Genomic DNA, 25,654 nt, shown 5'->3' with positions numbered 1-25,654 from the left:
AGTCTTACATTTGTATATAGCTCAGGTGTTAGTGTTATTTGATTAATATAAGATATTTATAAGGGAGAGGTATAAAATGAAAAAATTCTTGTCATTATTTTGTGCAATACTTATGACTGCTATGATTTTTGCTGGCTGCTCTTCATCTAAAAATGCAGAGAAAGAAGAAGCAACTGTTCGTACTATATCTACTGTAAAAGGGGATATTGAAGTTCCTGCTAACCCTAAGCGTGTTATCGCTAATTGGTATGTTGGGGACGTTGTCACTTTAGGGTTAAACTTAGTTGGATATAATGCTTGGGCACAAGAAAGTATGCCTTTTTATGATACTCTTATAGCTTCTACAAAAATTGAAAAGTGGGAGCCAGAAGAAGTTATGGCTTTAGAACCAGATCTTATCATTACATATGATGAAGCAGACTTTGATAAATTCAGCAAAATAGCTCCAGTTCTTGTTATTCCAGAAGGAGATATGGATTCCCTTGAGCGTATAAAAGCCATAGGAGAAGCTACAGGACGTACTACTGAAGCAGAGAAGGCAGTTTCTAATTTTGAAGAAAAACTTACAGATGGGAAGAAAATTCTTAAAGGTAATACATTTGAAGGTAAAACTTTCAGCATTTTGGAAGACTGGGGAGCTACTGGTGAGTGGAGTGGCATATATTATGAGACAGGATCTAGAGGTGGTACTTTAGTATATGAATATCTTGGACTTAAATATCCAGACAAGCTTAAAGAACTTATAGAAAAATCAGGAGAAGGACGCGGATCTATAAGTTATGAAGTAGCTCATGAGTATTTTGGTGACTATATATTATGGTTTAAGCAAGAAGGTAAAGAGTCTGATTATGCAAAGACAGAAATTTGGAAAAGCATTCCTGCTGTTGCAGAAGTCAGAGTTGTAGAAATTCCAGGACATTATGCAGGACTTTTCTTTTATTCTGATGTTACAAGTCTTACTGAACAACTTGACTATATGGTTAATGCAATAAATTCACTAGCTAAATGATTCTAATTAAGAAAGGAAAATAAATATGCAAAATACCTATAATAAAAAGCGACAATTAGGGGCTTTGAATTTTACAATCTATATGATTGCAGGGGTGGTTTTGCTGGTGATTATGTCAGCAGCATCAATTTCCTTTGGTGCTGCTGATATGAATTTGTCTACAGCTTGGGGAGCCATTTTTAATTTTGACTCTTCTTTAACTGAACACCAGATTATTCGAACTCTCCGACTTCCTCGTATAGCAGCTAATATAATTATTGGGGCAAGCCTTTCCATATGTGGTGCTATAATGCAGGGAACTACAAGAAATCCTCTTGCTGATTCTGGACTTATGGGTATAAGTAGCGGTGCTGCTTTTGCTATAGCTTTTTGTATGGCATTTTTACCTGGTGGAAGTTATGGACAGATGATGATTTTTGCTTGTATTGGTGCAGCTGTTACTACAGGTATGACTTATTTTATTGCGTCTATTGGCAGAGGAGGCATGAAACCACAGAGACTTGTTTTGGCAGGTATTTCTATATCAATGTTATTTGGTGCTTTTAGTCAATATCTTTCTATTAAATATAGACTTGGGCATGCTTTAGCTTATTGGACTGCTGGAGGAACAGCAGGTGCTAAATGGAGTGAACTTGCTATAGTTTTCCCATTTTTTATTGTAGGTATAATTACAGCTCTTATTATATCACCTTCAATTACTCTTTTAAACCTTGGAGATGATGCAGCTATAGGTCTTGGACTTAATACTAAGAAGGTTAAAGCTATTTCTACTGTAGTTGTTTTAATACTTACAGGCCTTTCTGTAATTGTTGTTGGACCTGTTGGTTTTGTAGGGTTAATAGTACCTCATATTGTCCGCTACCTTATAGGGGTAGATTATAGATACATTATTCCAGCTTCAGGATTATATGGAGCTTTGATTACTGTGGCAGCAGATTTAGTTGGAAGGCTTATTAATAAGCCTTATGAAACTCCCATTGGAATTATTTTTGCTATTATAGGGGTTCCGTATTTTCTTTATCTTACAAGGAAACAAAGGAGGGAATTTGAATGAAGAAAAAGGGCTATTCAGTTTCACGCGGCTTAACTATTATTTTGATACTTACCATTGTTCTGTTAGTTGTGGCAGTAATAAGCGTGAATTCAGGTAAAATGAATCTCTCTCCTTTGGAAGTTTTTAATGTTCTTATTGGAAAAGGTACAGCTAAACAAAATCTTATAGTATATGATTTTCGTCTTCCTCGTATTGTATTAACTATTCTTGTAGGTATTGGTATAGGAACATCCGGATGTGTAATGCAGAGTTTACTTCGCAATGATATGGCTAGCCCTGGAACTTTAGGAATAAGTTCTGGCTCTGGGTTATTTGTATTATTGTTTATAGTTATTTTTAAGGTGGACAGTGTACCTTCAGCTATTGCTCTCCCACTTTTAGCTTTTATAGGTGGAATGACAGCAGCTGCGTTGATATTTTTACTTTCCTATAGAAGAGGAAAAAATATATCACCTACAGAATTAATTTTGACAGGGGTAGCTGTTGGAAGTGGATATAGTGCTGTTACTATGATGCTTACTTTAAAGCTAGATGAAAAACAGATGGATTTTGTTCAAAGATGGAGTGCAGGAAGTCTTTGGGGAGACAATTGGACGTATATTTCTATTCTTGCACCTTGGATATTGATTCTGTTTTTATATGTACTTTATAAATCTCGTACTTTGAATACTTTAAACCTTGGCAATCAAACGGCAACAGGCTTAGGAGTAGCAGTAAAGAGAGAATTCATAGGTCTAGCTGTAGCAGCTGTTGCTCTATCGTCAGGTAGTGTAGCCTTAGGTGGAAACTTCTTTTTTGTTGGAATGATTTCTCCACATATGGCAAGGAAGTTTGTAGGCTCAAATCATAAACTATTGATTCCTACGGCATCTTTAGTAGGCTCAATAATTATTCTATTATCAGACACTATTACTAGAACTATAAGTCTTGGGGCTGATGTTCCTACAGGAATTGTTATTACTGTATTAACTACACCTTATTTCTTATACCTATTAGTAAAGTCAAATTAAGGAGGTTTCTATGAAAAGTATTGAAACTAAAAATTTAGATATAGCTTATGATGATATTCTCATTGTAAAGGAATTAAATATGCAGATACCAAAGGGAAAGATAACTTCTATTATAGGAGCAAATGGCTGTGGTAAATCAACTATTCTGAAAGCGGTTGGACGTATATTAAAGCCTAAGAAGGGTATAGTACATCTAATTGGACAAGATATAAGTAAATTACCTACAAAAGAAATAGCTAAAAAGATGGCAATACTTCCTCAAACTCCTACTGCACCAAGTGGACTTACTGTAGGCGAGTTAGTTGCATATGGACGTTTTCCACATCAAAAAGGTTTTGGAAATCTCACGGAGGAAGATAAAAGAATTGTTAAATGGGCTTTAGCTGCAACTAAGTTAAGTGACTTTGAGAGAAGAGAAGTTGATGCTTTATCAGGAGGGCAAAGACAGAGAGTTTGGATTGCTATGGCTTTAGCACAACAAACTGATTTAATTTTATTAGATGAACCTACTACTTACCTTGATCTTGCTCACCAATTAGAGGTTTTAAAACTTTTATATGAGCTTAACCGTAATCAAGAGTGTACTATTGTTATGGTACTTCATGATTTAAATCTTGCTGCAAGATTTTCTGACTATATTATTGCTATTCAAAAAGGATCTATAATAAAACATGGAACTCCTGAGGAAGTGATGACTCCAGAGGTTCTTAGAAAAACTTTTAACATCAATGCTGATGTTGTTATTGAGCCTAAGAGCAATCGTCCAGTATGTATTACTTATGATATTATAGATGAAAATATAGATGAAAATGAGGAAGTGAAATTAAAGGAAAAGGAGGCAGTAGCCATATGAAAACTACCTTACGTATTTTTATAGGGGCCAGAAAATATTGGATTTATTTAATATTAGCGTTAATAGCTGTTATTATTTCTACTATAGCAGGATTTTATCATCCCTGGGCTTTAAGAGAGCTTACAAGTATAGCAACAGAAGGAAGCGCTGATTTTGGAGCTCAATCTTTACGAATAGGATTGATGCTTTTAGTTGCAACTGTACTTCAATCAGCTGGAAGTTCTATTTCAGGATATTTAAACCATCATGCAGCTTTGCATTATGTTGCAGATATGAGAACAGAACTTTACTCTAAGCTTCAGCATATGGGGCTTAAATATTTTAATAAAAGTCGTACAGGAGATTTAACTAGCAGAGTTATTAATGATGTTATGGAGGTAGAGATTCTTTTAGCTCACGTAATTCCTGATTTTGTTGTTAATATATTGACTTTCGTAGGTGTTGGGATATTATTATTTTCTATTAATGTAAAGTTAGCTTTTTTAAGTCTTGTTACTATTCCTTTTCTTATTATGATTACTCTTTGGCAGAGTAAGCATCTTTCCCCTATATGGAAGCAGAATTCTATGATTAGAGGAGAACTTTCTGGTACTGTTCAAGATAATTTTTCTGGAATTAAAGAAATACAGATATTCAATCAACAGGAAAGAGAAGAAAAAAGGGTTAAGAACCTTTCTATGAAACATAGTAAAGCATACTTAAAGGCAAGCTTCTTTTTTGAAACCACTTTCCCGCTTCTTGCATTTTTCACAGCTTTAGGTTCTGTTATAGTTATAATATTTGGCGGATTTATGGTTTCAAGAGGAGAAATTAACATTGGAGATATTGTAGGATTTTCTATGTATCTTGGCATGTTTTATGGACCTATAAAGAGTTTTTCAAGGCTTATGGAAATGTCAGGTAACGCACTTGCAGGGTGCAGGCGTGTCTTTGAGGTTATGGATGAAATTCCAGATGTTAAAGAGAAAGTTAATGCAAAGAAAATGCCTAGGGTTAAAGGAGAAGTTGAGTTCAAGGAAGTTGCTTTCTCCTATAATGATGAGATAAATGTTTTGAAAAATATAAATTTAAAAGTAAATCCGGGAGAAACTGTAGCCTTTGTTGGGGCAACTGGAGTTGGTAAAACCACAATAGCCAGCCTTTTAAATCGCTTTTATGATCCTCAGAATGGAAGCATTTTAATCGACGGAATGGATATTAAAGATGTAACTTTAAAGAGTCTTAGGGATAATATAAGCATGGTTTTACAGGACACCTTTTTATTTAACGGAACAATTTATGAAAATATTGTTTATGGCTGGAAAGAAGCTACTAGGGAGCAGATTCTTGAGGCTTCGAAGGCAGCTAATGCTCATGATTTTATTGAAAATTTAGAAAATGGTTATGATACCATAATAGGTGAGCGTGGAGTACGTCTTTCTGGAGGACAGAAACAGAGAATTTCTATAGCTAGAGCAATTCTTAGAAATTCACCTATTCTTATTTTAGATGAAGCCACGTCAGCTCTTGATACAAAAACAGAGAAAGAAATCCAAGCTGCATTAGATGAAATTTCAAAAGATCGAACAACTATAGTAATTGCCCATAGATTATCAACTATTCGTAATGCAGATAAAATTGTAGTTCTAGAAAGAACAGGCATTAAAGAAACGGGAACCCATGATGAGCTGATTCGTTCTAGAGGAACTTATGCTATGCTTTATAGAAGTCAGGTATCTTAAAGGTAAAAAAATTAACGACTTAAAATCGCTAAAGCAATTTTGAGTCGTTGTTTTTTACCTATTCTCATGTTCCAAAAGAAATTTTTGCATAGCGTAAACAGAATCTGAACTAATAACGTGTTCTATAGCACAAGCGTCTTCATCTGCAATAGAACTATCAATGTTTAGAATTTTTATAAAAAAATCTTTAATAATGTGATGCTTTTTAGATGTAGATCTAGCTATTTCTAAGCCTAAAGAAGTTAAAAATATTTCCTTGTATTTTTCATTGGTTATAAGTCCCTTTTCAGCTAAAGTTACCATAGCGCTATTAGTGCTGGCTTTAGTTACTCCAAGCTTTTCTGCTATACGAGTCATTTTAACTCCTTTGCCCTCTTTTGATAACTCATAGATAGCTTCTAAATAATTTTCCATTACAAAAGTAAGTTTTTCCATACAAATCTCCTGTGTTTTTTAAAGTTGATTTTATTTACTCTACATTAGTAAAAAGTCTTTTAATAATAATAACATATTTTAAATGGAGTTCCAAATAGCCATATTCGTTTATAATCCAAAATTTTGTTTGATTAGATGTGTAAGAACCAATAAACCTATTGTTTAATTTTGAATTTCCTTAATAATTAATTTAGCCCTCCTCCCTTTCTTACTGCTAATTGTCAACAGGCAATGGAAAACGCAATCATTGTATAAATGGTTGCGTTTTTAAATACATAAAATTACCAAATCAATAAAAAAATGACCAAATGGATAAAAAAAGACGATATGGAGAAGAAATGAATACGTAAAAGTTTTATAATCATACCTGAAGTTAGGTATAACTAACTGAGGAAGGAGACGTATTTATGAATTCAAACAAATTAACAGGAAAGGATCTTATCAGTATTGGTATTTATTCAGCCATTTACTTTATTATCAATTTTATTTTCATGATAATGGGGATTATACCAATCATGTGGATTCTTATGCCTGCTATGATCGCACTGTTTACAGGTATCCCATATATGTTACTGTGCGCTAAAGTTCAAAAACCGGGGGCTATTCTCATAATGGGGAGTATTACAGCATTGATCTACTTTGTTACAGGTCAGTTTACACCAGTCATTCTGATTACCTTTGGAAGCGGATGTATCATTGGAGAGATTATCAGAATTGTAACCAAATACAATAGTTTTAAGGGAAATACATTTTCTTTTATGTTTTTTTCTTTAGGAATGATAGGATCACCATTGCCAGTCTGGTTATTTAAGGAATCATTCTTTGCACAGATTCAGTCTCAGGGAATGCCCGCAGATTATATAAACACATTATCAGGATTTGCATCAACTGAGATGCTGGTAGTAATGATTGTTGCCACAGTTGTTTTTTCTTTTGTTGGAATTCTGATTGCAAAAGCTATTTTCAAAAAGCACTTTGAAAAGGCTGGGATTATCTAATGGATACTGTACAAAATAAAATCGATCCAAGAGCAGGACTGTTCCTGCTTTTGATTGCAAATATCGCTATTTTCAATATTTCTTCTGTTGAGGGAATTGGATTACTATTGCTATATGTTTCAGCCTTGATGCTGTACCATAAAATGACGAGAGCAACCATTCGCTTTTTTGTTGTGTATTTTATTCTTTTTGGCTTGCTTCGTTTTATATTGCCCAATTCACCTAAAGTGATTGCTATGTCTTTTTCTATTATGGTGAATTACGCATTGAAAATGCTTCCCTGTTTGATGATTGGATATCTGATTGTAAAGTCAATGACGATGTATGAAATGATTACAGCACTACGCAGGATGCACTGTCCGGAGCAACTAATTATCTCTTTATCTATTACTCTGCGATATTTTCCGGCCATTAAGGAAGAGATTCGCTATATCAATGATGCAATGAAACTGAAAAATATGAATACAGCCGAGAAAATTAGCAGTATTATTGTTCCGCTAATGATTTCAGCTACGAATACAGTTGATGAACTATCCGAAGCTGCTATCACAAGAGGAATTGACAACCCAGCAAAGAAGACATCGATGGTTGATTTGAAATTACAAAGTAGAGATTATATGATTTCACTATTTTCAGTGCTGATTATTACGATTCTTATTATATTATTTTAGGAGGTGTACTGTATGTTAAAAGTAAAAGATGTTTCGTTTAGTTATACAAAGCAGATGCCTTCTTTAGAACATATCAATTTGGATATTCAACCAGGAGAATGTATTCTTTTATGTGGAGAGAGTGGATGCGGAAAAACCACACTTACCAAAGTGATTAACGGTTTGATTCCCCATTTTTATAATCAGGGCACGCTGAATGGTGAGGTCATTTACCGAGGTAAGACCATTGGAAATATGAGAATGTATGAGATTGCAAAATACATTAGTTCCGTATTTCAAAATCCAAAGTCACAGTTTTTTCATACCCAGTCAGATGCTGAAATTGTTTTTGGACTAGAAAATGAAGGGATGGATACTAACTTTATTAAGAAAAGATTTCAGAAGGTAGTGAGCGATCTGCATGTGAACAATCTAACAGGCAGAAGTGTATTCTCAATGTCTGGTGGAGAAAAGCAGCAGCTTGCATTTGCATCAGTGTACGCAATGAATCCAAAAATCTATGTACTTGATGAACCAACTGCAAATATTGATCAGGAAGCCATTGAACGACTCACAGAAATTATAAAAAAGATTAAAGAGAGGGGACATACTGTCATTATTGCAGAACATCGTTTGTTCTTTTTGAAGGATATCATCGACAGAGCTATCTATATCAGAAATGGTAAGATTGAACAGATATTAAATAAAGATGAGTTTTTCAAATTGAGTGAGGATCAGAGAATTAGTATGGGATTAAGAACACTGCATAAAGAAACATTATGCCTTTCGTATGGCTCCAATGACAAGGATTTCGTAAATGTAGAAATCACTGGATTGAGCTGTGGTTTTAAAAGGAAATTTCTATTTAAAAACTTGAATTTAAGTTTTAAGGAAGGCAGTATCTTAGGAATTACAGGAAAAAATGGTGTTGGAAAATCTACGTTATGCAGATGTATTGCTGGACTTCATAAAGAAAAAAGCGGTACAATAAAGTGGAATGGAAAACCTTTAAAAATGAAGAAACGACGTGCACTTTGTAGCATGGTCATGCAGGATGTGAATCATCAGTTGTTTTCAGACAGTGTCTACAATGAATGCCGACTTGGAAATGAGAAAGTGTCTGATGAAAAGATATTTGATGTGTTGGAACAGTTTGATCTACTGAAGTACAAGGATGCGCATCCTATGTCACTTTCTGGAGGACAGAAACAACGTTTGGCAGTTGAGACGTCCATTCTTTCTGAAAAAAAGATTCTCATCTTTGACGAACCAACAAGCGGACTTGATTACCGAAGAATGATCAATGTATCGAAGCAGATCAAGTCATTGTCTGAAAGGGGACACTGTATTATGATTATCTCTCATGATATCGAATTTCTAAATCAGACATGTAATCAGGTTTTTCAATTATAATGCAAGGTGGTGAAAGCCGGTGATAGATTTATATCAGAATCATTTAATTGTAGGAGCAACCTGTCAAGTGGTTCAGCAGGGGAACTGTACAATTACACAGATTAGAGACGACAGTGGTGATGGCGTTATGACAAACTATGAACTGTTTGATGGAGTGAGTCTGATGTATAATGATTTTCACATGCATTCATGTCAATCCGATCTGGAAGTGCAATCAAATCTATTGTGTATTGACCATTGCCGTGAAGGACGTATTGAACATGAAATCAAGGATGGAGTTTACGCTTATACTGGAGCAGGCGATCTGAAGATAGATAATCGTAAGCATCACAAAGGAAATATTCTACTTCCTCTAAATCATTATCATGGAATTACCATATATATTGATGTGGATAAGGCAAGAGTTTCATTGAAGAAGGAGTTTCCTTCTTTTGAGATTGACGTAAATCAGCTACAGAATAAGTTTTGCATGAATGATGAGCCATATATCATTTCCGGTGTGGAATCGATTCAGCATATCTTTCATGAACTATATGCAGTACCAGACAAGATACGTCATCCGTATATGGTGTTAAAGGTATTTGAACTGCTGCTGTTTTTAGATGCACTTGAAAAATCAAACGATCAGGGAGAACATCCATATTTCTATAAAACGCAGGTGGAAAAAGTAAAAGCTATTCACAAACTGATGACAGAAAACATGGAAGAACATTATACACTTGAGGAATTATCTAAGCGATTCAATATTTCATTAACCGTCATGAAGACATGTTTTAAGAATATTTATGGAGATTCTATATTTTCTTATATGAAAACATATAAGATGAATCAGGCTGCTGTATTATTGAAGATGAAAAAAGAATTAAGTGTAAGTGATATTGCAGGAATCGTAGGATATGACAGTCCCGGTAAATTTTCAACGGCCTTTAAGAGTGTCATGGGAATGACGCCACTGGTATATCGAAATAATTTTGTCTAGTTGGATAAAATGAGCCGCTTTGGAGAAGAAACAAAATCAGATTAAGGATAGAATGAGTATGATCTTTTGAAGATCATGCTTTTTTTTGTTTGAAAGAAAGGAGAATGAAATAGTGAAAAAGAAAAGTTGGTTTATCACTTTGATGAAATTTGCATCCAATACAAAAGGAAAAGTGATTTTATCTGTAATCTGCTCTGTAATCAGTGTTGTTGGCGGATTCATACCTTATATTGGAATTTATCATCTTATCAATATCTTTATGACAGGTAATCCTGAATGGGATCAGATTGTCTACTGGATATTCGTATGCCTTGTCGGTTATGCGATCATGGCAGTATTCTTCGGTATTTCAACCGTACTGTCACATTATAGTGCCTACAATATTCTTGAAAATATCCGTATGAATATAGCGAAACGTCTGATGAAGGCATCCTTGGGGGACACGACAAGCAAATCACTTGGATATATGAAGACTGTGATTCTAGATAAAGTGGAGGATGTGGAAGTTCCTCTTGCACACATGATTCCTGAAGTTGGTGCAAGTATCCTTCTTGTGATTGGTGTATATGTGTATCTCATTATGATTGACTGGAGGATGGCACTTGCTGCTTTGGCAACGATACCCATTGCATTGTTTCCCATGGCAAAAGGGATGAAAAGTTTCAGTGAAAAATACAATGCTTATATGCAGGCCAATGAAAGAGTAAACAGTATTATCGTAGAGTATATTGAAGGAATTGAAGTGGTAAAGGCATTTAATCAGACAACGACCTCCTATGCGAAATTCAGAAATGCAGTGGAATCATTCAAAGATTTTACAATGGACTGGTACCATAGTTCTTGGAAGCCAATGAATCTGATGATGTCGGTCCTTCCCTCCACATTTCTTGTGACAGTACCGGTAGGAGCGCTTCTTTATATCAATCATCAGATCACACCTACTGATTATGTAATGGGTCTGATTCTCTGTCTGGGAATCATTTCACCACTTATAAAAGTGACTGGGTATATCAGTACAATTAAAGCTATCGAATATTCAATTACAGCTACAAAAGATCTTTTAGAACTTCCTGAACTTGCATTTGAAAGCGATAGAGTAGAAATTCAATCTACGGATATTCGTTTTGAACACGTTGACTTTGCGTATGAAAAAAGTCAGCCAGATGTATTCAAAGATTTTTCAATGACAATTCCAGAAAGAAAATTTACTGCACTTGTTGGCCCAAGCGGAAGCGGAAAATCAACCATTGCCAAACTCATTGCACGATACTGGGATGTAGGACAGGGTACAATACAAATCGGTAATGTTGATTTGAAAAAAATTCCTCAACAGCAATTGGCTGATCTTATCAGTTATGTGAATCAGGACAATTATCTGTTTGACTGTAGTCTGATGGAAAACATCCGATTAGGAAAACCGGATGCATCAGATGAGGAAGTGTACGAAGCTGCAAGAAAAGCCTGCTGTGAAGAATTCATATCACGACTTGAAAAGGGATATGATACCTCAGCCGGTGAAGCAGGTGATCGCCTATCAGGTGGTGAAAAGCAACGAATTTCTATTGCTAGAGCTATTCTAAAGGATGCGCCTATCGTCATACTTGATGAGGCAACTGCAAGCATCGATCCAGAGAATGAGTATCAGATTCAAAGAGCCATTGCACAGCTGACAAAAGGAAAAACATTAGTGGTCATTGCACACCGATTGTCTACAATCAAGAATGCAGATCAGATTGTTGTCCTGAATAAAGGAAAGATAGAAGCGATTGGAACACAGGAAGAACTGCTGAGTTCATGTTCACTCTATCAGAAGATGTGGAAGTCACATATTGGTGCAAAAGAATGGGCTGTTTCTACTGGTGGAAAGGAGATGATATAGCATGTTCGCAACAATTTCAAAACTGTTAAAATGGGCAGATGGATATCATAAGAGAATCTATTTAGGAGTTGTATGCTCTTTTCTTCAGACGTGGTGTACCTCAGTTCCTATCATTACAGCAGCGTGGATGCTGAATCATGTCATTGAAAATGAAAATGGAAATGAGATAATGACAATAAGTACTGTTATCGTTGGATTTGTTGTGATTCTTGTTTCAGTTCTTTTGAGATTCCTGTTTTCTTACTGGAAAGCAGTATTGCAGGAAAGCATTGGAACGGAATTGTGTGCAAAAGAAAGAATACAAATAGGAGATATTCTCAAACGTGTATCTTTAGGCTATTTTAGTGAAAAGAATACTGGGGAGATATTATCTTCGGTAACTAACGAAATGTCACAGTTGGAACTGCAGGCAACAAAGATGATTGATGCTGTTATGAATGGATATGCTAATCTACTGGCCATCATTACATGTATTACGATATTCTGTTGGCAGGCAGGATTGGTTGCTTTGGTAGGTTCTATTATTTCATTTCTATTACTTACAAACATGAATAGATATAGTAACAGGACTGCACCAATCTCAAACAAAGCAACAGAAAGCTTATCATCCTCTATTCTGGAGTATGTGAAAGGACTGCAGGTAGTGAAATCTTATGGTCAGCAGGGTGCTGCAATTAAGAATTTCAGGAACTCATGCAAGGATAGTAAGGATATTCATATTAAGATTAATCAGGATTTTACACCCAGAAACTGTCTGCACATGTTCGTCTTAAAGGCAACTGCAGTTGGGATTATTTTCATTGCCACATTATTTGCTTATGAGGGAACGCTTGAGATTTCATATTTTATTATGATTTGCATGTTTGCGTTTATGATGTTTGGTAGTATTGAGGCACTTACGGACTCATCACATGTCTTAGGTGTGCTTGATAAAGTGCTGATCAAACTGGAACAGATTAAAAATGTCAGTTATATTGATGAAGGTAGTTCTGATGTTATTGTAAATAAGTATGACATTAGATTTGATAGCGTGAGTTTTGCTTATGAAAAAAAGAGCGTTCTGAAAGATTTGAGTTTCATAATTCCAGAGAAAAGCTCCACAGCAATCATAGGTCCTTCCGGAAGTGGTAAAACAACAATCTGTTCATTGATAGCAAGATTCTATGATGTTGATCATGGAAGTATAAAAATAGGAGGAAATGATATTCGTGAGTTTACTTGCGATAGTCTGCTGAAGAATATATCCATGGTCTTTCAGAATGTATATCTGTTTAGAGATACGATTTACAACAATATTAAATTTGGAAAACCGGATGCAACAAAAGAAGACATCATCGAAGCAGCAAAGAAAGCACAGTGTCATGAATTTATCATGTCCTTGCCGAATGGCTATGATACTTTAGTAGGGGAAGGTGGTTCTTCACTATCTGGGGGGGAAAAACAACGTATTTCCATTGCCAGAGCTATGATGAAGGATGCCCCAATCATTATTCTTGATGAAGCAACCGCAAGCATTGATCCAGAGAACGAACAGCTGATACAAGATGCTATTTCCAAACTAATTATTGGGAAAACAGTCATTACCATCGCCCATCGTCTGGCAACGATTGAAAATGCAGATCAGATACTGGTGATTGATCAGGGACATCTTGTACAGAAAGGAAAGCATGCTGAACTTATCAGAGAAGATGGTTTGTATAAGGAATTTATTCAGATTCGCGAAGAATCAGAAGGATGGAAAATCTGACGGCGAATGAACGGTAGATAAGCAACATAGACTTTATTGAAATTAGCATTATAGAATACTTAGTTTAGATTAATATAAAATTAATAAAGATATATAATGGGATCATCTCAAAATAAAAAGTGATTTTTAGAGTGAGATAATCCCATTATTTTTTGAAACAATATATCAGTGTAAATAATAAAGTAGATTATATTTAATTTTATTGATACAATATGAAAATATTGGTATAATATTACCAATGGTAATTACCGTTGGTAATGAAAGGGGAGGCTAAGTTGAAAAACGATAAAAAACATGTAAGTAAGGAGATTATTTTAGAAATTACATTAAGCTTGATTGATAAAAATGAAGGAATAAAGAATGTAACTTTAAGAGATATTGCTAAAAAAGTTGGGTGTGCACATACAAATTTATATAACTATTTTAGTAGTCTGGATGAAATATTTTGGGAAGCACTTGGTCAGGTGCTTCTTATGATGATGGATTATTCCAGTAATGGTATGAGTGACAAAAAAGATGATGAAGAAAGGTTCTTCTTAATTTTATCCAATTTAATTGATTTTTCTATGGAACATCCCGGATGGTATAGATTTATATGGTTTGAGTCTATAGGTGGAAATCCTTCTCCTGAAGTTACTAAAATATTGAACAAACCAGGAGAGGGATTTTCAGATCTTATAAAAATGAGTAATAAAAACATTCCAAATGAAAGAGCAAATTATATTGGAAATATACTACATAGTTATTTGCATGGTGAATTGTGTAAATGGATTAATAATCGAAGTTTTATAAACACAAGGGAGGAAACCAAAGCAATAATTTTATCAAACCTAAAATATCTATATAAACTACTAATTCAGTAATATAAAATATTAGATTTTAAAAATTAAATAATAAAATGCTCCTAATGCATTTTAAAAGTTTAAAGGAGATGTATATAAGTGATAGGAAAATTAATTTCAAAAATTTGTCCAATCTTTATGGTTCCTGAAAACAATCCAGTTAATGAAGAAAAGTACTTAGGTGATAAAAAGAATAATCCTTCAATTTATGAGATAGAAAAGAACAAATATATTTATCCACTAATTAAATTTAAAGATGAGCAAGTGATAATTGAGAAGCTTTGCCTAATTGATTTTGAGGGAGATACTACTTATAAAGCTATAGAATTACAGCAAGTGAAACAAGAAAATTTAATATATTACATTGTACTTATGGGAAGACATGATGGTGAATCAGATATTTACTATACAAAGGGACTAAAAATCCATGAGGATAAATATAAATCATTGCTAAATAAAGTAACTTTATATGAAGTCGATTCTATGAAGGTGCAGTTTGATGTAACTGAAAAGGGGATAGATGCATATTTATCTTTAAGAGATAAGGAAAATAGAATTATAGAGTTTAAAATAAAAGAAAATAAGAAGAAACTAGATAGTTTTGGTCTTATAGCACCTGTAGGTATTATGAGTGATAGACCAGATAAATTTCCTATCATATATTTAAAAAAATTTAATATGGTGGAACAAAAACATACCGATATATTTGTAAAGGTAGATGAAAAAGATCTAAAGCCTATTAAACTTTTTCCATTGTGTAATTTTAAAAGAGTTTATTTGGCTAGGTATTCTTATTTTAATAATATAAAAGAATTGAATAATGATTATACAGGTATCATAGAACCAATAGAAATTACTACAGATGTAGATGAAATAAATATAGATAATTGTATTTATTCAATTAATATAAACAATACACATCCTGAAATAAAGTGTGTAAAAAAAATTGACAGCAATAGTGAAATAAAAATAACTTTTTCCCCACCTATACCAGATATTATTTCATTAAAGGATAATACAGAAATATTAGGACATTTTTCATTATCTGTTGATGAGGTTAAAGGAATTATGGGGGGAATTTATTTAGTAAAGAAAAATAATGATTCGATTAAACTTCAAATTAATCCTCAAAAGGGTTGGCAACCAATGCCTGGAAAACTGTGGATGAAGACTTACTTATGGAATTGTGATATAAAAATTGTAGATGGTATATTACAAGTAAAGTCAAAGTGGAGCCGTATCAAATAGTTTAAAGTTCACGTATCACTTGCACCTTGCATATCAACAATCGCCTGCAAGTGGCTTAAATAGCTACTTGCAGGCGATTGTATTTTTGTTATTGCTATTGTGGTAAAAAACTAATAATAAGAAAAAGTGACATAGATAAAGTAAGATGCAATGTTGAACCTGTGGCGGTGGTGGTAGCTAATATAAAGAATATGTTTTATCTAGTTAATTTCTTTATTATATCTTCGAAATTTGGATACATATTCAAAAGTTCTGCTCTCTCAAATAGTACAAAATCATCAAAAGTAAATGCAGGGGCTACCATACATCCAACTAAAGCGAATCCATCATTGTTCATAGAAGAACCAAATATATACTCCTTAGGAACTAAAATTTGGGGAACTTCTCCTTTTTCTATATCTAATCCTAATTGCTTAGTTATAAGTTCACCCTCTGGTGTTATCATATATATAGTCAGAGCTTGGCCGTCGTGGTAATACCACATCTCATCAGAAGTTAATCTATGAAAGTTGGATACCTCTCCAGTTTCAAGTAAAAAATATATGCTACTAAATAATTTCTTATCTTCTCTATAGAAATCTTCTGCTACTACTGATTCTTTGAAGTACCCTCCTTCCACATGTGGTATCATGTCTAATTTTTCTATATAGTATTGTGCTGATTTCATGTTGTACCTCCTAAGTATAATAAAGATATTATACTAAAAATTTAATGATTTGTATTAATAATAGAAATTGATGATTTAATCTTTGATATGATTCCTAGGGGTAAAATTATGAAAGTAAATCTTCATATTATCAACAAGTAAGCTAGGTATTATTATTTTATTATTAAACAAAAGGAGTGATGCTGTGAGATTAAAAATATTAACAATATTAGGAGTAAGTATATTAATTTTAACTTCAGTAGGTTTCTACATATTCAACAAGGATACAAAAAGTGACCCTAAAGCTCTATCACATAGCAAAGCAGAGCATATTAAAAAATTTGATGAGGTATATAGTAGTGAAATAAATAAAAGTTATGACGGAAGTTACTTAGATAGAATAGTAACGATAGTTGACGCTAAAGAAGAGTTTAATATAAAAATCAATAATATTAATAAGGATAGTGAGGTAATACTTATTAATTCGTCAAATGGAGAAAAGCAGGATATGACCTATACGAAAAACAATGAATTTATTTTAACTACTAAACTTGATGAAGGTGTAGATTATGGGATTCTTATGGACAATAAATTAATTGGTGGCATAAGAGTTGTAAATGGATTAGATAAAGCGGATAAAGAAAAAATATATGAAGAAGTAATGAGAAGTTTACAGTGTGGTATTTAGGAGGCAAACAATGAACTATATATTACTATTTTTAGAAGGGATAATAACCTTTATATCTCCTTGTATATTGCCAATGATTCCAATATACGTTTCATATTTTGCGGGAGGAGATATAGATAATAAAAATCATAAAAACAGAGCATTAATAAGTTCAATAGCATTTGTTGCAGGATTTACCTTTGTGTTTACATTATTAGGTGCAGCAGCAGGAACAGTAGGTGTCATTTTCAATAAATATATGAGGGAGATAAATATAATATCAGGATCTATTATGGTAATATTTGGTATAAATTATTTAGGTGTAATAAATGTAGAATTATTGCATAGAACCTTTAGAATGAATAAGCCAACAGGATATGAAAAGTCCCCTATTATGTCTGCAGTATTATTTGGAATGGTATTTGGAATTGGATGGACACCATGTGTAGGACCGTTTCTAGGATCAGCGCTTATGATAGCATCAAATTCTACTAATGTATTTATGGGAGCATCAATGTTATTGACTTACAGTTTAGGTCTTGGAATACCATTTATACTATCAGCACTTCTAATAGATTCTCTGAAAACCACTTTTGATTTCATAAAGAGAAACTATAAGACAATAAATAGAATATCAGGGGTTCTTCTAATTATTATAGGGATAATGATGATGACTGGCTACCTAAACTTATTATTATCAATGCTGACATTTTAAATTATAAGGGGAGTGATAAATATGAAAAATAATAAAAGATATATATATATAAGTGTTATAATGTTGGTTTTACTTGTAGCGGTTAAATTTGGATATGACTATTTATCAAGTAATTACAATAGTAATCAAGCTATTACTAATTTATCAGATGAAAATTCTAGTATTCAGCCAGCAATAGATTTTACAGTTTATGATAAGAATAATAATAAAGTTAAGTTATCAGATTATAAAGGGAAGAAGGCTGTAGTAGTAAATTTCTGGGCAAGCTGGTGTCCTCCATGTAAGGATGAGATGCCACATTTTCAAGAAGCAACAAATAAATATAATAATGAGGATTTAGAAATACTAATGGTAAATATTACAGATGGAATGAGAGAAACTAAAGAGTCTGCAGAGGAGTTTATGAAAGAAGAAGGATATGATATGAACGTAATGTTCGATTTAGACCTTGATGCAGCTAATAATTATCAATTAAATGCTATTCCAAGAACAATATTTATAGATAAAGAAGGAAATTTAGTGTATGATCATGTAGGAATTATTAATAAAGAAATACTTGATGAAAATATAAATAAGATAATTAATTAAGTACCCATGGAGGTATAATTTATGAAAGAAACTATACTTGTTATAGATGATGAATTTAAGATAATAGAAGTTATAAAATTGTATTTAGAAAATGAGGGATATACTGTAATACAGGCTACAAGTGGGATTGAGGCATTAAAAAAGCAAAGTGAGTTTAATCCTGACCTATTAATATTAGATTTAATGTTACCTGATATATCAGGTGAAAACGTCTGTGAGCGCATAAGGGAAAAATCTGAAGTACCAATAATTATGCTAACTGCTAAATCAAGTGAAGATAGTATACTAAATGGATATTCAATTGGAAGTGATGATTATATAACAAAACCATTTAGTCCGAAGCAATTAGTAGCGAAGGTTAATGCAGTTTTGAAAAGAGTTAAGGGAAATCAAGGTGAAAACTTAATTTTTAATGATGAATTAATCATAGATATTGTCAATAAGAAAGTAGAATACAATAATAAGGAGATTGTATTAACTGCTTCAGAATATAAAATACTATCTATACTAGCTAGAAATCCTAATAGAGTATTTTCAAGAGAAGAGTTAATGGATTATATAAATAGAGATAATATTTGTATTTATGATAGAATAATTGATACTCATATAAAAAATATAAGAGCTAAACTAGATCAAGATAGTAAAAATCCAACCTATATAAAAACTATTCGTGGTATGGGATATAGGTTTAATGTTTAATAAATTAAGATATAGAGTAAGCCTTATTTTTATATTATTTTCCTTGAGTATCATATTTTTAGTAAACATAGTAAATCATCATTACATCGAGAAGAAGTTTAATATATATACTAGCGAAAAAATACAACAGTCGAAAATGGAAATCAAAAATAAAGTATTAAATGCATACAATAATAATTCATGGGATGAGAAAGCTATTGAGAACATAGGATCAGATGCAATAACTGGAGGTCTGCTTATAACAGTTAAAGATAAAAATGATAATATTATATGGGATGCAAGAGAATATGATAATATTGTATGTGAGAAGATTTTAAATAAAATTATAGAAAATACTAATAAAGTAAGCCCAGATATAGATATTAAAAATACATTTGATAAGTTTGACTTAAAACAAGGTGAAACTTTAATAGGAAAATTAGAAATTGAGTATATAGGTCCAATTTATTATGAAGATTCAGATGTTATATTTTTGAAAATGTTAGATAGAGTATTATTTATACTAGGTATAGTATTTTTTATTATATCTATTATAGTAGGATGGTTATTATCTTATGCTATCAGCAAACCTATCTTGAAGGTGATAGATGCAACAAATCTTATATCAGAAGGAAATTACTCTAAAAGTATAAAAGAAGATTACAGTATATATGAAATCAATAAACTTATAAAATCAATAAATATGATGGCAGGAGATTTAGATAAACAAGAAAAAATAAGACAAGAGCTAACGAAAGATATATCACATGAGCTTAGAACCCCTCTAACCACCATGCAAGTACAACTTGAGGCAATAATGGATGGTCTATGGGAGCCGTCTCAAGAAAGGTTAAAGAGTATACATGATGAGCTTCAAAGATTAAATAGATTAACTGTATCCATAGAGGATTTATCAAGATATGAGGGTAGTAAACTAAGGTTAAATAAATCAGAAGTAGATTTAGATACTGTAATAACTACAATTTTAACAAATTTTGAAAAGCAGTTATTAGATAAAAATATAAATTTGCAAGTAGATATTAAACATATTAATATTATGATAGATAAGGATAAAATAAGCCAGGTAATAATTAATATTATCTCAAATGCTATTAAGTATACTCCAAATAAAGGAGATATATTTGTTAGATGTTTTACTAAATTTGATAATGTATATATATCTATAAAAGATAGCGGAATAGGTATAAGTGATGAAGATAAAGACTATATATTTGAGAGATTTTATAGAACAGACAAGTCAAGGGCTAGAGAAACCGGAGGAATTGGGATAGGTCTTGCAATATCAAGAGAAATAGTAAAGGCTCATGGTGGTACTATAAATGTATATAGTAAATTAGATGAAGGGAGCAACTTTATAATAAAATTGCCAATAAAATAATAAAATTATTGTACAAGTGAGAAAAATACAAGAGATAGATTCTATCTATATAAATAAAATCCCCACGGACGATATTGTTCATCTGTGGGGATTTTTCGTTTTTAGTATAGAGGGGAGTGTATGTGTTAAACATAAAGAATATGGATAGATAAAACTATATATAAGTAAAAGTTAATATATAAAAGAATGATAATGGGGGAAAATAACTAAAATATATAAAGAGGCAATTTAATTGACAATATAGAGTTACTTCACCATAATATTATTATAATTAACTTTAGTAGGAGGGTTTATTAATGAGTGATATGGTAAAGGCACATGATTGCAATGTAATTCATGAGGATATACTTAATAAGGTTAAAGATAATATGCCAAATGAATCAGCAATGCGCAATTTAACTGAGTTTTTTAAAATAATGGGTGATGGTACTAGAATTCAGATATTATGTGCTTTAGTACAGAATGAAATGTGTGTTTGTGATTTAGCAGTATTAACAAATGTTACAAAGTCAGCAATATCACATCAATTAAGATCCCTGAAGGAAGCTCATTTAGTTAAATCAAGAAGAAGTGGGAAGAATGTATTTTATTCTCTTGATGATGAACATGTAAAAGATATTTTAGAAAAAGCATTAGATCATATTGTAGAACAATAGAAAACAATTAAGAAAAATATAAATATATAGAAGACTGTTACAGGGTAAACATCTTGTTTAAGCGTTGACATTAAAGAAAAGTTTAAATCAACACTTAGACAAGATATAACTGTAGCAGTTTTTTTGTTTAATAAATTATAAAATTATACTTGACAGTTGAGTGATCATTCAACTATAATAAAAATATAAGTTGAGCGCTCATTCAACTGTTAGTGAAAGAATTATTAATAAAGGAATAAAATTAAGGGATAGAATTTAGGAGGAATTAATTATGAAAAAGAAATTTAGATTAGAAGGATTAGATTGTGCAAATTGTGGAGCAAAGATAGAGAATGCAATTAAGAAATTGTCAGTAGTAAATGATGCAACAGTAGATTTTATGACAACAAAATTAATATTAGAAGCAGATGATGACAAAATGGAAGAAGCTATTAATGCATTTAAGGAAGTAATTAAAAAAATGGAACCAGATATTATTGTAAAGAAAATCTAAAGAGGAGGGATATGCTATGAATAATAAAAAGCGTATTACTCGGATAGTTTTAGGTGGAGCATTATTCCTTATAGCATTATTTGCAAAATCAGAATTTCAATTAGCATTATATTTAATCAGCTACATTATTGTTGGTGGAGATGTTGTACTAAAAGCAATTAAGAATATTTTTAGAGGACAAGTCTTCGATGAAAATTTTTTAATGTGTATTGCAACTGTAGGAGCTTTTCTTATTGGAGAATATCCAGAGGGTGTAGCGGTAATGCTATTTTATCAAGTTGGTGAAGTGTTCCAAAGTTATGCCGTTGATCAATCAAGAAAATCAATTGTTAGCTTAATGGACATTAGGCCTGACTATGCTAATGTAAAGCGTGGCAGTGAGCTAGTAAAGATGGATCCAGATGAAGTAAAGATAGATGATATAATTGTAATTAAAGCAGGGGAAAGAATCCCTTTAGATGGGGTTGTTATAGATGGAAACTCTATGATTGATACGTCAGCATTAACTGGTGAATCAGTTCCAAGGGAACTATCAGTAGGTTCAGATGTATTAAGTGGATGTATTAATATTAATGGAGTTTTAACTGTTCGTGTTACAAAAGAATATGAAGAATCTACTGTAAGTAAAATATTAGACTTGGTAGAAAATGCAAGCAGTAAAAAGTCAAATTCAGAAAATTTTATAACAAAGTTTGCAAGATACTATACACCAGCAGTTGTTATTGTAGCAGCTATGCTAGCAGTATTACCACCTCTTTTAATAGAAGGAGCTACATTTAATGAGTGGATTTATAGAGCATTAACATTCCTTGTTATATCATGTCCTTGTGCACTGGTTATATCTGTACCATTAAGTTTCTTTGGAGGAATAGGAGCTGCTTCTAAAAGTGGTGTACTAGTAAAGGGAAGTAACTATTTAGAAGCATTAGCTGAGACAGAAATGGTTGTATTTGATAAAACTGGAACATTAACAAAAGGCGTATTTACAGTACAAGAAATAAATGCAAAAGGTATTTCTAAAGATGAGTTACTTGAATTAACTGCATATGCAGAAAATTATTCAAATCATCCAATTTCAATATCTTTAAAACAAGCTTACAATAAAAAAATTGATGAATCTGAAATAACAGATGTGGAAGAAATTTCTGGACATGGAGTTCGAGCAGTTGTAAAAGGTAAGACAGTATATGCAGGTAATATAAAATTAATGCAGAGGATAGATGCCCCTTATTATAAGGGAGAAATAGTGGGAACAGTAGTACACGTGGCAATCGATAATAAATATGCAGGGTATATTGTAATTGCAGATGAAGTGAAACCAGATGCAGCAAAAGCAATCCATGAGTTAAAAGCAGCCAATATAAAGCAAACTGTTATGCTAACAGGTGATTCTAATAGTGTTGGTATGAAAGTAGCTAAAGAACTGGGATTAGATAAAGCATATACAGAATTACTTCCAGCAGGAAAAGTTGAAAAAGTAGAAGAGCTATTAAGACAAAAATCCGCAAAAGGAAAGCTAGCTTTTGTTGGAGATGGAATTAATGATGCACCAGTTTTAGCTAGAGCAGATATTGGTATTGCAATGGGTGGTCTTGGGTCAGATGCAGCGATAGAAGCAGCTGATATAGTTATTATGACTGATGAACCATCGAAAATAGCAACAGCAATGAAAATATCAAAGCGTACATTAGGAATTGCAAAGCAAAATATTGTATTTGCATTAGGAGTAAAGGCTATAGTTCTTATTATGGGAGCAGCAGGTATTGCAACAATGTGGGAAGCGGTATTTGCAGATGTAGGAGTGTCTGTAATTGCAATCTTAAATGCAATGAGAGTACTCAATATAAAAAAGCTTAAATAGTATTATATACTATAAAGAAATGGGGGGAGTGCTGTATAGCCCCTCATTTTTGCTTATAGTAATTTAAAATCATTATGATTCCACAATCAGAAGGTTATTAATTTCATGGTCAAAATCTATATCGTTTATATCCTTAAGCCATTTTTCTGAAATTATAACATATCTGCAGTCATTAGATTTACTTTCTAAATAAGTATAAATTATTTGAGACTCATCAATTTCGTCCCTTCCAACCTCTATTGAATCATTTAGTGATTTATCATTAAAGTATAATAAAATATTATTTTTTAAAATATGCTTTAATTTTTCAACATCAAAATCTTTGAGTATATATTTTTCATTAAAAAAAATTTTATTTCCCTTAATAAGAAAAAATTTAATCATATCATCATTTAAATACTCAAGTAAAGCAATATTTTTATTCTCTTCTGTATATTCTACAACTTTAACTTTATCAATTATATAATTTATTGAAGTTAAATAATCCCTATACTTAATAGCCTTCTCAAAATCAAATTTCTCTGATGAAGAATTCATATTAAATTCCATTCTCTCAATGATGCTTTTATCAGTACCATTAAACAAGTTTACTACTTTATTAAATATATCAAAATACTTTTCTTTTGAAGTTTTATCCAAACACATACCAATACACAAGCCTAAAGAATAGTTCAAGCAATAGGAGTCTTTTTGTGAATTATTAGTACATAGTATTTTGAAGTATTCTTTTATTCCTTGAATAGCTCTTTCTACTGTATTTTTATTTGTATATGGTCCAAAATAAACACCATCATCATCTTTGCTATATTCACTGGAAAGTTCAATGTAAGGATGTTTTTCCTTAAATTTTATCCTTATATAACAATAAGATTTAGGGCTTTTCATTAGTTTATTATATAAAGGTTTAATTTCTTTTATCAATTTACATTCTAGTATAAAGGCTTCGAATTCTGTATCAGTAGTTATATAGTCAAAGTCTTTTAGATTTTTAACTAATTTCACAACTTTAGGAGTATGTGACTTTGAGTTTTGAAAATATGAGGAAACTCTGTTTTTTAGATTTTTTGATTTTCCCACATAAATCACATTGTTAAGGGAATCTTTCATAAGATATACCCCTGGACAAGAAGGGAGCCCTTTAGCTTTTTCTTTTAAGTCCAAATTATCTCCTCCTAGAAATATAATATTTAAATTTTATCACCATTAGCTCCTTACCTCAATTGGTACATATATGAAAGGATATTTTAGCTATACATTGGATTTATAATACTGCTTAGGTGATAGTTGAAATTCCTTTTTAAAGGCTCGTACAAAACTAGAGTAATCTCCAAAGCCGCAAAGAGTGCAAACCTCTCCTAAAGACATACCACTTATTATAATATCTGAGGCTTTTAAGAGCCTCTTTTTTTGTATGTAGTTATATAAAGTGTAGCCGGTCTCTTTTTTAAATAAATGCATCAAATAATACTTATTTAGATAAACTTTTTCTGCAAGAATATCTATAGATAAATCCTTGTCTAGGTTTGAGTTTATAAAACTTAAAATAGTTTCTATTACAGGATTACATTTAATATCATTAATGTTTTTACTGATATCAATTCCAAGAAATAATCTATTTATTTTTATCATGAATTGAAGAAATAAAGTATTTCTTAATATGGTGCTTCCAAAATCAGTATCCTTCATTGCTTCTTCAAGATCAGCTAGGTTTTTCTTTAATAAATTTATATCTTTGCTGCTCAGTCTAATAAGGTTAAGCTTTCTTTCAGATGCTAACTGAAAACAACTTAGAAGATCGGAATTATCCCTATTATGCTTTTCTAAAAATAATGGATTTAGCCACAATATCATTCTTTCATAAGGCATAGTGGAGCTTATTATTGGTAGATGAAGATCGTTTTTGCCAACCAATAATACATCCCAAGGCTTCAGTTTATAAGATTTCCCTTCAATCATGTATGTCACTTCTCCTGATATGAAAATAATTATCTTATTAAAATCATGGTAATGAAATTCAATTTCATTTTTTCTCTGATCTTTTAGATTAAAAAAGAGAAAATCTTCCTTAAGATAGCCTCGTTTTGTTTTTTCTATAGAAACCTTATCATCCATA

The 25,654-nt window shown here is 32.0% G+C and carries 25 protein-coding genes; 21 read left to right on the top strand and 4 right to left on the bottom strand.

The annotated features are described in order from the left end of the window. Positions 1 to 76: 76 nt before the first annotated feature. Genes KQI86_RS17005 through KQI86_RS16985 form a run of 5 tightly spaced genes read left to right on the top strand, consistent with a single transcriptional unit; the run spans position 77 to position 5,647 of the window. Positions 77 to 1,009: an ABC transporter substrate-binding protein gene (locus tag KQI86_RS17005; RefSeq protein WP_216440614.1), complete on the top strand. Its 933-nt coding sequence runs from the start codon at positions 77 to 79 to the stop codon at positions 1,007 to 1,009. A gap of 25 nt (positions 1,010 to 1,034) precedes the next feature. Beyond that, positions 1,035 to 2,063 carry a FecCD family ABC transporter permease gene (locus tag KQI86_RS17000; RefSeq protein ID WP_216440613.1) on the top strand — a complete coding sequence of 343 codons (1,029 nt, stop codon included), beginning with the start codon at positions 1,035 to 1,037 and terminating at the stop codon, positions 2,061 to 2,063. Further along, positions 2,060 to 3,073, top strand: a complete 1,014-nt coding sequence (locus tag KQI86_RS16995) for a FecCD family ABC transporter permease (RefSeq protein ID WP_216440612.1) — start codon at positions 2,060 to 2,062, stop codon at positions 3,071 to 3,073. The genes KQI86_RS17000 and KQI86_RS16995 overlap by 4 nt, the downstream gene beginning before the upstream one ends. Before the next feature lie 10 nt (positions 3,074 to 3,083). Then, complete coding sequence (locus KQI86_RS16990; protein ID WP_216440611.1) at positions 3,084 to 3,926, top strand: ABC transporter ATP-binding protein; 843 nt, start codon at positions 3,084 to 3,086, stop codon at positions 3,924 to 3,926. After that, positions 3,923 to 5,647: an ABC transporter ATP-binding protein gene (locus KQI86_RS16985; protein WP_216440610.1), complete on the top strand. Its 1,725-nt coding sequence runs from the start codon at positions 3,923 to 3,925 to the stop codon at positions 5,645 to 5,647. Before KQI86_RS16990 ends, KQI86_RS16985 begins: the two co-directional genes overlap by 4 nt. A gap of 54 nt (positions 5,648 to 5,701) precedes the next feature. Here the strand turns inward: KQI86_RS16985 and KQI86_RS16980 are convergent, their stop codons facing one another. Next, the gene (locus KQI86_RS16980; protein ID WP_216440609.1) at positions 5,702 to 6,082 is read right to left on the bottom strand and encodes a metal-dependent transcriptional regulator; all 381 of its coding nucleotides are present in this window, start codon (positions 6,080 to 6,082) and stop codon (positions 5,702 to 5,704) included. Between the two features lie 407 nt (positions 6,083 to 6,489). On the opposite strand from KQI86_RS16980, the gene KQI86_RS16975 reads away from it, so the two are divergent. The 8 genes from KQI86_RS16975 to KQI86_RS16940 all read left to right on the top strand — a co-directional run bounded on the left by KQI86_RS16975 (position 6,490) and on the right by KQI86_RS16940 (position 15,838). After that, positions 6,490 to 7,080 carry an MptD family putative ECF transporter S component gene (locus KQI86_RS16975; RefSeq protein ID WP_216440608.1) on the top strand — a complete coding sequence of 197 codons (591 nt, stop codon included), beginning with the start codon at positions 6,490 to 6,492 and terminating at the stop codon, positions 7,078 to 7,080. Continuing rightward, positions 7,080 to 7,751: an energy-coupling factor transporter transmembrane component T gene (locus KQI86_RS16970; protein ID WP_216440607.1), complete on the top strand. Its 672-nt coding sequence runs from the start codon at positions 7,080 to 7,082 to the stop codon at positions 7,749 to 7,751. The genes KQI86_RS16975 and KQI86_RS16970 overlap by 1 nt, the downstream gene beginning before the upstream one ends. A gap of 12 nt (positions 7,752 to 7,763) precedes the next feature. Continuing rightward, positions 7,764 to 9,143, top strand: a complete 1,380-nt coding sequence (locus KQI86_RS16965; RefSeq protein WP_216440606.1) for an ABC transporter ATP-binding protein — start codon at positions 7,764 to 7,766, stop codon at positions 9,141 to 9,143. 19 nt (positions 9,144 to 9,162) lie between these two features. Then, a complete protein-coding gene (locus tag KQI86_RS20545) occupies positions 9,163 to 10,122 on the top strand; it encodes a helix-turn-helix domain-containing protein (RefSeq protein WP_343216190.1) in 960 nt (319 codons plus the stop codon). Between the two features lie 112 nt (positions 10,123 to 10,234). Continuing rightward, the gene (locus KQI86_RS16955) at positions 10,235 to 12,001 is read left to right on the top strand and encodes an ABC transporter ATP-binding protein (RefSeq protein WP_343216189.1); all 1,767 of its coding nucleotides are present in this window, start codon (positions 10,235 to 10,237) and stop codon (positions 11,999 to 12,001) included. A gap of 1 nt (position 12,002) precedes the next feature. Further along, positions 12,003 to 13,748, top strand: coding sequence for an ABC transporter ATP-binding protein (locus KQI86_RS16950; RefSeq protein ID WP_216440605.1), 1,746 nt, complete (start codon positions 12,003 to 12,005; stop codon positions 13,746 to 13,748). 275 nt (positions 13,749 to 14,023) lie between these two features. After that, positions 14,024 to 14,611 (top strand): TetR/AcrR family transcriptional regulator, encoded by a 588-nt coding sequence (locus KQI86_RS16945; protein WP_216440604.1) that lies wholly within the window; start codon positions 14,024 to 14,026, stop codon positions 14,609 to 14,611. 78 nt (positions 14,612 to 14,689) lie between these two features. Further along, positions 14,690 to 15,838 (top strand): hypothetical protein, encoded by a 1,149-nt coding sequence (locus tag KQI86_RS16940; RefSeq protein ID WP_216440603.1) that lies wholly within the window; start codon positions 14,690 to 14,692, stop codon positions 15,836 to 15,838. Positions 15,839 to 16,034: 196 nt separating this feature from the next. Here KQI86_RS16940 and KQI86_RS16935 read toward each other — a convergent pair whose 3' ends face one another. Then, positions 16,035 to 16,505 (bottom strand): cupin domain-containing protein, encoded by a 471-nt coding sequence (locus KQI86_RS16935; protein WP_216440602.1) that lies wholly within the window; start codon positions 16,503 to 16,505, stop codon positions 16,035 to 16,037. A 184-nt stretch (positions 16,506 to 16,689) separates the two neighbouring features. Here KQI86_RS16935 and KQI86_RS16930 point away from each other — a divergent pair, with 184 nt between their 5' ends. From KQI86_RS16930 to KQI86_RS16895, 8 genes are all read left to right on the top strand, one after another. Continuing rightward, a complete protein-coding gene (locus tag KQI86_RS16930) occupies positions 16,690 to 17,172 on the top strand; it encodes a hypothetical protein (protein ID WP_216440601.1) in 483 nt (160 codons plus the stop codon). Between the two features lie 10 nt (positions 17,173 to 17,182). Next, positions 17,183 to 17,866 carry a cytochrome c biogenesis CcdA family protein gene (locus KQI86_RS16925; RefSeq protein WP_216440600.1) on the top strand — a complete coding sequence of 228 codons (684 nt, stop codon included), beginning with the start codon at positions 17,183 to 17,185 and terminating at the stop codon, positions 17,864 to 17,866. Between the two features lie 21 nt (positions 17,867 to 17,887). Next, a complete protein-coding gene (locus tag KQI86_RS16920) occupies positions 17,888 to 18,454 on the top strand; it encodes a TlpA family protein disulfide reductase (protein ID WP_216440599.1) in 567 nt (188 codons plus the stop codon). 21 nt (positions 18,455 to 18,475) lie between these two features. Continuing rightward, positions 18,476 to 19,153: a response regulator transcription factor gene (locus tag KQI86_RS16915; protein ID WP_216440598.1), complete on the top strand. Its 678-nt coding sequence runs from the start codon at positions 18,476 to 18,478 to the stop codon at positions 19,151 to 19,153. A gap of 136 nt (positions 19,154 to 19,289) precedes the next feature. Continuing rightward, complete coding sequence (locus KQI86_RS16910; protein ID WP_216440597.1) at positions 19,290 to 20,531, top strand: sensor histidine kinase; 1,242 nt, start codon at positions 19,290 to 19,292, stop codon at positions 20,529 to 20,531. 296 nt (positions 20,532 to 20,827) lie between these two features. Further along, positions 20,828 to 21,187, top strand: a complete 360-nt coding sequence (locus tag KQI86_RS16905) for an ArsR/SmtB family transcription factor (RefSeq protein WP_216440596.1) — start codon at positions 20,828 to 20,830, stop codon at positions 21,185 to 21,187. Between the two features lie 271 nt (positions 21,188 to 21,458). Further along, positions 21,459 to 21,680: a cation transporter gene (locus KQI86_RS16900; RefSeq protein ID WP_216440595.1), complete on the top strand. Its 222-nt coding sequence runs from the start codon at positions 21,459 to 21,461 to the stop codon at positions 21,678 to 21,680. 16 nt (positions 21,681 to 21,696) lie between these two features. After that, the gene (locus KQI86_RS16895) at positions 21,697 to 23,541 is read left to right on the top strand and encodes a heavy metal translocating P-type ATPase (protein ID WP_216440594.1); all 1,845 of its coding nucleotides are present in this window, start codon (positions 21,697 to 21,699) and stop codon (positions 23,539 to 23,541) included. Positions 23,542 to 23,613: 72 nt separating this feature from the next. Here the strand turns inward: KQI86_RS16895 and KQI86_RS16890 are convergent, their stop codons facing one another. Continuing rightward, positions 23,614 to 24,702: a GIY-YIG nuclease family protein gene (locus KQI86_RS16890; RefSeq protein WP_216440593.1), complete on the bottom strand. Its 1,089-nt coding sequence runs from the start codon at positions 24,700 to 24,702 to the stop codon at positions 23,614 to 23,616. A gap of 87 nt (positions 24,703 to 24,789) precedes the next feature. After that, positions 24,790 to 25,653 (bottom strand): AraC family transcriptional regulator, encoded by an 864-nt coding sequence (locus KQI86_RS16885; protein ID WP_216440592.1) that lies wholly within the window; start codon positions 25,651 to 25,653, stop codon positions 24,790 to 24,792. Position 25,654: the final 1 nt, after the last annotated feature.

The sequence above is a fragment of the Clostridium mobile genome (assembly GCF_018918285.1).
GTDB classification, from domain to species: Bacteria; Bacillota; Clostridia; order Clostridiales; family Clostridiaceae; genus Clostridium_AW; species Clostridium_AW mobile.
The sequence above is the reverse complement of the archived record's forward strand: the minus strand, read 5'-3'. Positions and strand labels throughout refer to the sequence as shown.